General features: G+C 47.8%; 2 protein-coding genes. Both read right to left on the bottom strand.

The genetic code is table 11. The annotated features are described in order from the left end of the window. Positions 1–164: 164 nt before the first annotated feature. Positions 165–11762 (bottom strand): T9SS type B sorting domain-containing protein, encoded by an 11598-nt coding sequence (locus CLV82_RS03190; RefSeq protein ID WP_133642845.1) that lies wholly within the window; start codon positions 11760–11762, stop codon positions 165–167. Then, complete coding sequence (locus CLV82_RS03185; protein WP_133642844.1) at positions 11762–13810, bottom strand: PorP/SprF family type IX secretion system membrane protein; 2049 nt, start codon at positions 13808–13810, stop codon at positions 11762–11764. The genes CLV82_RS03190 and CLV82_RS03185 overlap by 1 nt, the downstream gene beginning before the upstream one ends. Between the last annotated feature and the right edge of the window lie 2 nt (positions 13811–13812).

The following is a 13812-nucleotide window of genomic DNA, read 5'->3' as shown; positions in this document are numbered from 1 at the left end:
CTGGAATATTTTTTGTTGTGAAGAGGCATTATTTTGTCGTGAACACCGGTAATGTGTAGTTATGGCCCTGTCAGCAGGTGACCAAAAGGGGGAGCAGTATAGATTTTCAAAGTAGAAAATCACACAACCACCCATCGCCGTTTTCGGGTTGCCATATGAGATATTTATCTATACAACGTGAAATGTCCTATTAGTTCTCTCGGGTCATTTTCCCCCCTAAGTTTGATGAGGTACCAATAATCCCCGGTGGGCATCTCGGTCTCTTTGTAGAATCCTTCCCATCCTTTGTTCTTATTGTCCATACGATAGATCTCTCTGCCATAACGATCAAAAATGATCGTCAGCATATTGGGAAAACCTTCAATATTTCTGGGAATCCATCTATCATTATGGCCATCACCATCAGGGGTAAAGAAGTTCGGGATCTCGATATCCACGAATTCCATGGCAATATCAGCAGATATGGTACATCCATTGGCATCTTCAACGGTAACCGTATACACATCGGATCTGTTGATAAAGTAAGTATTCCTGTCCCCGTTATTGCGCCCGTTAAAGGTGAAGGTATACTCTCCGCCTCCACCAGTGGCGATCGCCGTGATCTCGTTAAGGTTATTCTGTTCGAGGGCGAGGGTAAGCGGTTCAAAGGTCTCTATGGTAAAGTCTATGGTTCTCAGGCATCCGTTAGCATGGGATATACTGATATAGTGATCCCCGGGTGCAATATTGCTGAACTCAGGATCGAGTTGCATGTCTGCGGGATCAGTGGAATCCAGGGCATACATCACATCATTTGCCACGGACTCATCCTGCAGCACTATATCGAGGAAGTTATCAGGGCTGGCACCGCTACACTCGTAAATAGGTGTAATGGTTGCTTCCAGGTTAACTCCGCCTTCTACTTCAACGATCACGTTGGTCTCGCAATCCTGTGCATCCCTGATAAAGATGACATAGGTTCCTGCGGCCAGGTTGTTAAAATCGGTCTGCCCGTTTACAAAATCAGCATCGTCATTAGCATTGAAAGCTGTCCTGTAAGGCGCTGTACCGCCCGATATACTCAGGGATATACTTCCATCCTCTTCCCCGGCACAAACCTCGGGTAAAGTCGTGAAAGTGGCCTGTAGCGGGGCAGGTTCCGTGATGGTAAACTGGAAGGGGATAAAACATCCGTTTACATCCTGTGCTACCACGTCGTATACCCCCGGGGCAAGATCGGTAAAGGTGTTATCAGTACTGAATTTGTTCAGGTTAGGGCTGATGGCGTATAATATATTACCAGATCCCCCGGACACCTCAACGGTTATCGTACCATCGTCTTCTCCTGCACAGGTGACATCGGTGGACTGCTGCAGGTCTACCTGTAATGGTGGTGGGTCCTGGATTAAGATTTCTGATGAGATTTCTGTACAATCCTCGCTTATAAGACGCAGGAAATAACTGCCTGTGGCAAGATCCCTGAAATTCCCATTGCTCTGCGGACCGGCTACCAGATCAGTCAGTGAAGCATCCCTGAATAATTCATAGCTGTAATTACCTAATCCCCCTGTAGCACTGGCACTGATGGTTGCTGTTGCTTCACCGGTACAGTTGATGAATGCCCCGGACAAATCAAGGTTCAGCTCCAGGGGAGTTAATGGTTCTATAGACACCTGGTTAGATAGTAATGCACTGCAATTGTTACTGTCCCTGACATAATACTGGTAATTGCCTGCTCCAACATTAAACAGGTGCGTGTTGCCCCCGGACATAGGACTGTAAGTAATGCCATCCACACTATATTCATATGGGCCTACGCCTCCGCCGGCCGTTAATTCTATCCGGGCCTGGTCATTACAACTTAAGCTGCTTATTTTTCTTAATGAACTAATTACTTCAGCGGGTTCACTAATGGTTACCTGTGCAGTTTCCACCACGCAATTCCAGCCATCGGTAACAGTAATACTATAGATGCCTTCTCCCAAATTAGGGAAGGAAGGGCTGGTCTGAGCTCCACTCGAGATCTCAATAGTAGAGCCGGAGGTGTCGTAATAATTTAAACTATATAAGTAACTTCCCTGGCCTCCGGTTATATTGGTAGCGGTAACTGTCCCGTTGTTATCACCAAAACACGATAAGGTGGCGGGGGTGGCCGATATATCGGCGTTTATAGGATTGGGTTGCAACAGGGTGATCGCATCGGAAATCATGCATCCCCCGCTATCCGTAACCTGTATCGTATAATTTCCCGAGGACAAGCCAGAGAAGATATAGTTTCCAACAGCAGCAGCCGTATACACCTGCCCTGTTCCTGTATTGGTCAGAACCAGGTCATAAGGAGCATAGCCCCCGTCAGGGACAACTAGTATTTCTCCCCTGTCATTTGTACACTGTACACCGGCGGTCTCGGTGGCCGTTGACGAAAGCGGTGATGATGGGGCTGTTATTTTCAAGGTATTAGATAAAGTGCTGCAATAAGGGGTGTCTGTTGCATCAACGAGGATGTAATAGTTGCCCCCCGTAAGTCCTGTAATTTGTAATGGCCCGGTGCTTGTATTACCATTCCCTGAGATACCAGTGCTAACACCGCTGCTCTGATATATCTCAAAATTAAAAGTTCCGTTATACCCCTGGACTTCAAATTCGATCGTACCATCATTATCTCCGAAACAGCTGACAGGCGTAGCCTGTGACGCCTCAACCTCTATCAGGTCAAAGGGAGCCACGTTATAAGGCTCTGTTACGTAAGCACACCCGGTGTTGGTGTCGGTTATACGGAACACGTAACTACCCACTGCGGAAAGGTCAAAGGAAGCTGTGGTATTGGTAGGATAACCCGTATTGCTGCCATCAGGATTTCCGGCAGGTAACAGTTCATAGGTATAAACATTGACGGGATTACCATCATCATTGACCGTGATCAGTACCGATTCGGGGTTGGCACAGGTAATTGCGGTGGTCCGTGAAACAGTGGCTGTAAATGTATTCAGGGGCTCTATAGTCACGGAGGCTGTTTCCGTACAGCCGTTGTCATCCTTGACTGTCACGATAATATTCTGGGTAGACCCGGTATCATTTATGGTAAAGCTGTTATTACTCACAAAGTTAATCCCGTCAATACTGTAGGTATACGGAGCGGTCCCGTCTGTAGCCCCGGCAGTGAGGATAACCTGTGCAACGCTGTTATCTGGGTTACAGGCAAAGGTAGTTGCAGTCGCAGTTGCCACTAAAGAGGCCGGCTCGGCTATAATTACGGTCTGGGTATCTGAACAGTTCCTGCCTGAGGTTACTGTAATATCATAGCTGCCGGCAGAAAGCCCTGTAAAGAGGCTGCTGGTCTGGGTAACAGTAGATACCCCATCATCTATAGTATAGGTGTAAGATGGGTTGTCATTGGATGGATCAAGAAGTACCTGGATGGCACCATCGGTACCCCCGTTACAGGAAACGTTTTCCTGGGTAAAAGTAAATACCACGGGGGTCGGGGTCTCCAGGCTAACAGTAGCTTGTGCATCACAACCGGTACCACTGGTATCATACAGTACCGCGATGTAGTTACCAGGCGCCAGGCCATTGAATATGTTCCCTGGCTGTCTTGGGGCTACGGGATTCATAGCACTGTCAAATAGTTCATATTCATAACTTCCCGAACCTCCGTTCGGAGTTACAGTGATCTCCCCGTCATTGAAGGCACAAGAAGGCTGGGTCGTTGCTTGAGGGGTTAGTCCAAGGGGGGGTAAAATGCTGATAGTATCAGTAGCGGTACACCCATTGGCATCACGGACGGTGATGGTATAGTTCCCTGGTGCATTTACACTGAGTGTAGAACTGGTTTGGTAGCCAGCCCCTACGCTGTATTCTAACGGGGCAATACCTGTTCCGGCCACCGTAAAGGTGTATAGTGTACCATCAGAAGTACATTGTTCCACTGCATATACAGGAGCAGTAACCGTGGGAACAGGATCTTCATCCACTGTAATAGTGATCATGGTGCCACAGCCCTTGGCATCCTGGACATATACATCATAATCGGCAGGGTAAGCCACAGGGTTCAGTTCGGCACTTGCACTGGCAGTAAAGGCTCCGGCAGGACTTCCTGATGGCACAAATGAGTACGAATAGCCGGGTGTTCCCCCGTTTGCGTTCACCACTACTTGGGCGCCGATATTACAATTGGCATTAACATTAGTTATTTCTGTCAGGGTCACTGCGGCATCAGGGGATCCTATAGTAATGGTGTTAGACTGATCATCACAGAACGGGGTGTCCGTAGCAATCACCTCAACATAGAAGTTTCCTCCGGGCAGGTTATTTATGGTTCTTGGGTTCACGGAGGTATCTGTTGTAATTACACCGGTAACTGCTGCAGCGGCCGAATTAAACACTTGGTAAGTATAATTCCCGGTATAACCATTTACACTGATCTCCATTACTCCATCTGTATCTCCAAAACAGCTGACCGGGGAAATGGCTGTGGCATTAACCTCTATGGTATCAAAAGGAGCCACCGTGTAAGGAGTGGTCACTTCGTAACAACCGGTAACATTATCGGTGATCCTGAATGTATAATCGCCCGGAGCTGATAAGTTAAAATCGGCGGTCTGGTTCCCCGGGCCAGGGGTAACCGTGGGTGCACTACCTATAGGGAGTAACTCGAAGTCAAAGTCGCCTGACCCCCCGACTACAGCGACCCTAACATTTTCCTCATTAGCACAAGTGATGGCCGTTAATTGAGATACATTTACCGAGCTGATCTCCGGAAGAGGGTTTATACTGATAGCCACATCATCCGCACAACCATTGTCATCCCTTACCCAAAGGGTCAGGTTTTGCACCGCACCATTGTCGTTGATGTTAAAAGTATTGCTGCTGAAGTAGTTAATACCGTCTATACTATACATATAAGAACCACTTCCTCCTATACCTGACACGGTAATTGTGGCCTGGGAAACGGAATTGTCCGGGTTACAGCTGAACTCGCTATTAGACGCAGAAGCAACAACCACGTCCGGTTCTGTTATGGTTACATTCTGCCTGAACTCACAACCACGCGAAGAACGTACCACTACTTCGTAATCTGCAGCCGCTAGATTTGAAAAAGTATTATTGGACTGTGGTAAAGTAATTGGTAGTCCCAGGTTATCGAGTAACTGGTAGGTATAAGGGGGATTATTATTACCCGGATCCAGGATAGCCGTAATATTTCCATCGCTGGCACCGGAGCAACTGACGTTATTTTGAGTGGTTGTAAAAGATACGGATGTTGGCACTTCCAGTTCAATACTAACACTGGCACCACAACCGGCTACCAGGGTGTCATAAATGAAAGCCACATAGTTACCCGGGGCAAGCCCTGTGAATAACGGCATTGCCTGGGGCGCACCGGTGACACTTACCCCACCTTGGAATAATTCGTAGGTATATGCTCCGGATCCACCATATGGGGTGATCAGGATCTGCCCGTCATTCAAGGCACAAGTAGGCTGGACGGTAGCCTCGGCGCTAAGGGAAGAGGGTTTATATATGGTAATTGACGGATGAATAAATTCACAGCCATTAGCATCACGGATGACCAGATCATAATCTCCAGAACTCAGGCCTGTCAGGTCAAAAGAATCACCCGTATTGGTCAGGGGAACTGCTTGATGCGCACCCCCGTTTATACTCAGGGTATGGGGTGCCATTCCCGCTGTGGTGAGGTCTATGGTGATCGTGAAATCTCCTTCAGGAACTGAACATTGATTAGCAACAAAAGCATCGATGACAGGCGATGGGTCTGCGGCTATGGTCACGTCCAGTACCGTGGTCACACACCCATTGGCATCCTGGGCGTAGACATCCCACTGGGTATTGATTGCAGGGTCTAATTCTGCATAGTTACTAGCCATATAGTCGCCGGCCCCAGGAGCATTTCCGTCTTCAACAAAAGCATAGGTGTATGGACCTGTTCCCCCCTGTGCCCGTACTGTTACCTGAGCCTCTTCGTTACAATTCGCATTGTTCTGGTCTATCAGTACCATAGAAAGCGGGCTGGGTTCCAGGATCCTGAATTCAAAGGTGTTGGAGCAGAATGGACTGGTGGCTTCCTTGAATAATAAGATATAATCTCCCGGCGGTATATTACTGATGGTTTCGAGCGGCGTTGGGGTTGGACCACCAGCTGCCTGAGTGACAGTGCCGTTATAAGGAGCTCCCAATGGGGTGTTACTAACTGCCTGTAATATGCTGTAATCTATATCCGTAACGGAGGGATCAAAGCCTTCGACCTGGAAGGATATGGAGCCGTTATTATCGCCAAAACAGCTCACATCAGTAACTGACGGGGAGGCGACCACATCTATTGAGGAAACCGTCGGAATGTCTACTTCTACATAACTGGTACATAAGTTAGAATTATCTACTGCCTTGAAAACATAGGTCTGTCCCGGGTTTAAGCCGGTAAAAGTTGCCGTCTCTTCATTCATTCCCGGCCCTGCAACTTCCGTAGACGGGGGTGTTCCTGCACCATAGATCTCAAAACTATAGTCTCCTGAACCTCCTGAGGCAAGTAACTCTACCGTCCCTCCCGTATTACAATCCACGACTGCGGGTGCAGATTTTAGGGTCAGGAAAGGGTTAGACAGGACTCTTACCGGGTTCTTATAGAATTCACAGCCGTTGGCATCGATGATCCGCACATAGTAATCGCCGAAATCCAGCCCTCCAAAAGAAGCAGAGGTGGCTGCAGTGTTAACGATAGGGTTCGGCCCGCTGGTTGGAACAACATTATTCTGGTTATCATACAGGGTGTATGTAAAATTAGCCACTCCCCCACTGATAATATTGATATCGATCTGTCCCGGGATATCCCCGGTGGCGCCACAACTAACATCGGTTACGGACACCGTGGCGTCAAAAAGTACGGGGTCTGTAAGAGTAGCGGTATCCGAATAGGAGCAACCTTTACTATCAACAACGGTATAAGGATAATTACCTGCTGGCAAACCGGTGTATACACTCTGGTTGGTAAAGGCTGAACCATTAAAGCTGACCTGGTAGGGTGCCGTCCCGAAGTTCGGATCAATCTCGATCTCAACAATGCCATTTGTATCCCCGTTACAGGTTGGGTCGGTCAGGGTGGTTGTTGCAACAGGCATGGTAGCCGTGGTTACGGTGATGACATTAGATTCAGCAACACATCCCTGGCTGTCCGTGATTCGAAACTCGTAGGTTCCGGGATTTGAGGTAGTGTAGGGGAAACAGTCGCAGATTGCCGCATATGCACCCCCATTATATCTTACTTCGTAGGTATAAGGACTATACCCCCCGCTGAAATTCAAGTCAATGATGGCATCCGGAGAAGCAGAACAGTCCAGGTCCTTGGACAGGATCGCTGTTGCAATAAGCTCGGGTTCTATAATTATACTGACATCATCGGTACAACCATTACTATCCCTTACGGTAAAGGTATAATTGCCGGGAATCAGGTCGCTAAAGGTATTTGAAGTTCGTGTCGGCCCCCCGTTGATCTGGTAATAATACGGGGCAATTCCGCCTGTGGCCCCAACCACTATACTGGCCGGGGTAGTGGAGCTGTAACAGAGCGCAGAAGCCGGATCGATGCTTGCCGTAGGATTAGACGGGCTAATAATATCAAAGGTATCTGTTACCGTACAACCCCCTGAATCCGTTACCCGGATGGTATGGGTCCCGATCTTATTGAGACCGCTGAAGAAATTCCCCGGCTGAGGCCCTAATACATTGGCATCCGGTTCCACGATCTCGTAGGTATATTGCGGCCAGCCATCCTGAGCATTAATGGTTACGGTAGCATCCACTTCACAGGTTAGCGGGGTGAGTACAAAAGTAAAATTCAGCGGAACGGAAGGTTCGCTTACCGTTACGGTAGCAGAGTCTGTACAATTTGTGGTCTCATCGGTAACGACTATGGTGTGATCCCCGGCCGGTAAAGCAGGGAGGCTGATAGTGCCTGATGACTGCCCGGTAGTGGCGGCACCACCATTGACAGTATAGGCGTAGGTAGCCGAAAACCCGGTCACATTAAAGTCGACCGACCCATCAGATGTCCCCACGCAGGAAACATTCCTGATCAGGGTTCCGTTGATAGCTATGGGATCTACAGGAGTTATGGTAAAAGATTCCTCGTAGCTGCAGTTATTGGCATCAGTTACCCGGAAGGTATAAGTGTCCGGGGCGAGTGCAGTAAATACATTATTATTTCCATTGTTAATAGCAGCTGCTGCCGGCGCGATTATTTCATAAGTAATAGTGCCTACTCCATCTGTAACGGTAAGGGTCACATCAGAGGTCTGGTCCGGACAGTTCGGGGCTGTTGCGGTGAAGGAAATATCCGTGGGAGGATCCAGGGCGGGGATGGTAACCGGTGCCGAAGTAAAGACGCATCCATTGGTATCCCTTACAAAAACATTGTATGTACCTTCTGTTACACCGCTAAACGTATCAGAGGCTCCGAAACTTACTCCGTCAATACTGAAAGTGTATCCCGGGCTTCCCCCGCTTACATTCTGAACCTGGATGGTAGCCGTCTGTAAGCAATTATATGGCTGGGTGATCACGGCATCCGCACTGATCGCATTCGGGGCGGTCAGGTTCACCGAATCCGAGAAGGTACATCCCTTATCATCTACGATGGTATAATTATAAGTACCGGAGACAAGCCCGCTGTAAACCGTCTGGGGAGACAGACCCGAGCCATTAAAATCTACCTGGTAAGGTCCTGTCCCAAAATTGGTATCAATAACGATCTCTATGATTCCATCCGCTGCTCCGTCACAGGAGGGATCCGTAATATTGGTGGTTGCCGCGGGGCTGCTTATGGCATCTACCACAACAGTAGTCTGGGCAGTACAACCCTCGTTATCAGTGATGGTGAAGGTGAAAGACCCATCAACGGCCGTATTATAGGTAAAAGAATTTCCCGCAATGGGATTTGAGGCTCCGCCGTTTACCTCGTAGGTAAAAGGAGCGTAGCCGTCGGTGATAGAGATGTCTATCAGCGCATCTGGGGAAGCGGAACAATCCAGCTGCTTGGTCAGCACCCCGGTCACCTCCATCTGTGGAGCCACAACGGTGATGCCGGAAGTGCCTGTACACCCGTAAGCATCCGTGACTGTAACTGTATAATTTCCGGGAGCGAGGTTGTCAAAAACATTGCTGTTTTGCCCCGGTCCCCCGTTAAGGCTGAATGAATATGGTGCCACCCCCCCTGCCGGGGTTGCGGTCAGACTGACACCTGTAGTAGGGTTATAACACAAATCTGTTGTGGCATCCAGGCTCACCGCAGGATTTACAGGAGTAGTAATATCAAAGGTGTCTGTAATAGCACATCCTCCTGCATCAGTTACCGTAATGGTGTAGGTACCCGCTTGTGTAAGACCGTTAAACACATTACTGCCCTGCGGTCCCAGGTCGGTGGCGTCAGGCTGCGTAAGCTGGTAGCTGTACCCACCCCATCCATCGGTAGCGTTTATTGCTACCGAACCGTCGGAAATACAGGTGAGTGGACTCAAATTATAAGTAAATGCAAGGGTGTTTGTTGGTTCACTGACCGTAATGGTATCTGAATCAATACAGTTTGTAGTCTCGTCAGTTACTACGAGGGTATAATTTCCTGCGGCAAGCCCGGTAAGATTTAGGATGCCAGCAGACTGCCCTGCCACTGTGGCACCCCCGTTCAGGGAATAGCTGTAGGTGCCGGAGAACCCGTTGATGGCAAAATCAACCGCCCCGTCGCTGCCGCCCACACAACTTACATCCCTGACCAGTGCTCCTGATACCTGTATAGGAATTAGGGGATTGATCGTTAAATTTTCCTGGTATTCACAACCATTGGCATCTGTTACTTTAAAAGTATAAGTGTCGGCATCCAAGCCGAAAAATTCATTGTTATTACCATTGTTTACCACAGCAGCTGCCGGTGCAATGATCTCGTAAGTAAATGCTCCGGACCCCCCCGTCACAGCCAGGGTCACATCCGAAGTTTCTGCGGGGCAACTTAAAGGTGTCGTGGTAAACGTAATATCGCTTGGAAGATCAAGGGGCGAAATAGTTACTGGAGCAGAATTGAAGGCACACCCATTGGTATCGCGAACTGTAATAGTATAAGTGCCATTGGAAAGACCCGGAAAAGTATTGGAAGGACCATATGTAACACCATCAATACTGTATTCGTATGGCCCGGTTCCACCACTTGCATTCTGGAATTCTATCGTGGCGTCCTGGGTGCAGGTATAAGGTTGTGTAATAACCGTATTTCCTGATATGCCCATAGCAGGACCTCCAATGGTGAAATCTTCCGGGAATTCACATTCTCCCCCGCCTTTGGATTGGATAAGGGTAACTGTATAATCTCCCTGGGCCAGCCCGGTGAAGATTCCCGAATCATTCTCACTGGTACTGCCGTCGGGGTAGGTAATCCTGTAACGCACAGAATAGCCATTGCTATCAATAATGGTATACCTGATTTCACCGTCAGCAGCACCATAACAGCTTTCATCTGCAGTGGTAGTAGTATAATCTACCTCGGGGAATAATTCTATGATCACCGTATTGGTAACCACCGCGCAATTGGCTTTATCGAAACCGACAAATGTATACCTTCCTTCGTCCAGGATGTCAAAAATTACACTGGTTTGAAATTCGGAAGCCGGGATATCATTAAAGGAGTTGTAAGACAGTATGGTGTTTCCATCTATATCTTCCTGATTCCAAATGGCGTAGCGAACCCCACCTTTAGGGTTTCCCTGCGTCTGCATCTGAATATTACCTTCCCTGCAGGTGATATGCTGAGATACAACAGCATCTATCTCAAATGAACTGCTGCTCTCTATGGTCAGTAATTCCGTGTAACTACATCCGTCTTCTGTTTGAACCTCCAGTTCATAGGTGCCACCTCTCAACCCTTCAAAAGTATAATTGCTGTCTGAAGTGGGGACGTAATCATCGACAAGGCTTCCGGCCTCCCTGAGAGTGTAATAATATTGTGGTTCGGCGTCCAGGACGCTAACGTTAATAGAGCCAAAATCCCCACAACTCGCATCGGTCACCACGGTATTAACTTCAAAGTTTCGTGTTTGGATGCTAAGGTCCTGTAGTTGGAATACACAACCACCGCTAACCCCTGACTGCCTGATTTGAACGGTATAAAGGCCATCTGATGTAATGTTAAAAACGGGTCCGTTATTGGCGCTATAGGGAACCAGGATGTTCCCGGAGGTGGCATCGAGGAGCTGATATTCATAATCGGCCGGCATGTTGGTGACCGTGATATTGCCAGGGTTGCCGCACATTATGTCCTTGACATTCGCCTGTGGGTCTAATGGATTCTTAAATACATCAAAATAAAAACGTTCCGAACAGCCGTTGAGGTATGTGACCAGGATACGATATTTTCCAGGTTCCCCGGCGATGTAATTGCTGCCATTCCCGACGCTGTTCCATGTACACCCGGCATTTTTGTTCGCACAGTCATCACCGGCAGAAATACAACTTGATTCATCCAGTTTTTCCCAGGATATACTTTGTGTGTTGGAGAAATTTACCGTCAGGTTATCACTGTCATTAGCACCACAAAGAAAAATTTTAGGTAATTCTGATCCGTCATTTGGGCAAATCGCAACTTCCCCTTCCACCGTATTCGTATTATCCTCGATCAGTTCGGAGATGGGGTTGTTATTGGACGGACAGCCCACCTGTGCATTTAAGGAGAGGCACAATAGCAGGCTGACATAGGGGACAAGCTTTAATAATAGATGAATATTCATCAAGTAATCAAGTTTGGCGGTACTTTCATGATCCACATAGTGTCATCATAAGAGGCATCTAGTTTGGTGTAATACGAGATAAGTGCATTGTTCCAGGAATCATGTCTCTTCAGGTAAACATACCTGTAGTTATTTTTTGGGTTGATGAAATAACTCGCGCTCAGTCCCTGAGAATTGAGCAGCTTAACAAACCTGTTGGCATTGTTCGGGTTTGCAAAGACATTGGCAATGATGTAATATTCAGAGCCCTTCCTTCCCAGCTGTGGTTCTTTCTTATTTTCGGATGCAGCAACCTTATCACGGGCAACAACATTCTTCTGTAGAACATTATTCTCGTACCCGGCTGATTTCTCCTGTATTTTCTTTGCATTTGCAGCATAGGCTTCATTGGTATAGCGGTTATCGACATTCATGATCCACAGATCTCCGTCATATTTCCCGTCCAGACCGGTATTATAAGCCCGCATCGCTTCTTCCTTGCTGTTGAATCGCTGTAAGTAAACATACTTGAGCCCGTTCCGGGGATTATCTATGTAACCGGCATCGATCCCTTCAGCTTGCAGGGCACTGATAAAGTTGGTCATGTATTTCCCGCCTTTATAAACATTTGCAATAACATAGTATCCTTCTTCCACTTCCTGCAGGTCCCTGAAGGTCCTGCTCTTTGCAGCCTTCCGCTCAGCTTTTGCCGGACTGATATTATCTTGCGAAACCTCTGCAACAACAGGCTTTTCTTCAATCTTTTTACGTGCCTTTTCGGCAGGCATACCGGTCGGTTTAATTATTGTTGGTCTTTTGGTTTCCTCTTGGCTTGCAACCTGCGCTCTCTCGTTATTGATAAAGTATTGTTGCCTGGCTTTTTCTTCCAGGTCAGGGCGGTTACCTCCGGTTTCATTACGCACCATTCGCATTACCATTTCAAAACGTCTTTCAAGTTCCTGTTGCTGGGCTTTTTCGACGGAATCCTGTCTATATACTAATTCGGCCAGGATGGCATCATTTTCTTCCAGCCTTCTTTTCAGTTCTGCGATCTCTGCATCCTTATCACTAATACTAAGTTCTTCCTCTTCATCCTCTGAAGATACCAGGGCATCCTGCTCGTTTTCCAGCATGACCCGGTCCTCGGTAAGGTTAGGAGTAAAGGAGTAAGCAAAAGAGATCTCGTGGGTAAGACCGAAATTATCGGTATTACCGGATAACCCTTTTTCCATAGTGTATCCCAGGGATAACCTGCGGTTGAGGTTGAACCCAATTCCCGCGGAAGCCCCGTAGAAACTGTCATAACCTCCCTGTAACCATCCCAGTTTAGGAAGATCCAGGATAAGGCTGCCGCCAAGGGCGAGTTCTTCTTCCCCCATCTTTCTTACCCGGGCAAGGGGCATTACCCTTCCTTCCTCCAATATCCCACCGGCATTATCAAAAGCATGGGTGTACTGCAGGTGACCGGAAAAGGTCTTTTCATCAAAAGAGGTTAGCGAAGTATTGGTCTTAAGGTTGTAATCGAACAGGTTTTCGGCAAAGACCCCGAAATCGAATTTGCCGTAAGATATATTGAATCCAGGCTGGAAAGATAAGAGTGAATTGTCCTGGAAACCATTCAGGAAAGGATCGTCCTCCACAGAATTAGCCCTGCTCTCATCAAAACCACTGTTGTAATAAGATACGTTGGCCCCAAAAGTAAAATTGCTCTTGTCATTAAGCTTGATTCCGTAAGCGTAGTTCGCCAGTACACCGTAGTTGCTGACAAGTCCTTCCCGCTGGGTATAAAGACTGAGACCAAGCCCGGTCCTGTCGCTGATCCGCCCGCTGTAACTCAGGAAGTACAACTGGTTATTATCGTCAAATTGTACCGATTGGTTTCGGTGCAGCAGGTTAAAATACGATTTATCCTCCCTGACCGTGGAAAAGGTAGGGTTGATAAGGAAACGGTTGTACTTCAGCAGGTTTTGGGAAGGAACATCATAAGTGATGAACGGACTCTCATCCTGGGCTCCCACCCTGCTGAAAATTGCCATGCAAAGAAATAAGAAAAGGATTCCCTTTTTCATTG

Origin of the sequence: Zeaxanthinibacter enoshimensis (genome assembly GCF_004362865.1) — a bacterium.
Taxonomy (GTDB): Bacteria; Bacteroidota; Bacteroidia; order Flavobacteriales; family Flavobacteriaceae; genus Zeaxanthinibacter; species Zeaxanthinibacter enoshimensis.
This window is presented reverse-complemented; position numbering and strand designations above follow the sequence as displayed.

Bases quoted from the DNA above. Each gene is read 5' to 3' on its own strand.
- CLV82_RS03190 (WP_133642845.1), bottom strand. From the start codon at position 11,762: ATGAATATTCATCTATTATTAAAGCTTGTCCCCTATGTCAGCCTGCTA.
- CLV82_RS03185 (WP_133642844.1), bottom strand. From the start codon at position 13,810: ATGAAAAAGGGAATCCTTTTCTTATTTCTTTGCATGGCAATTTTCAGC.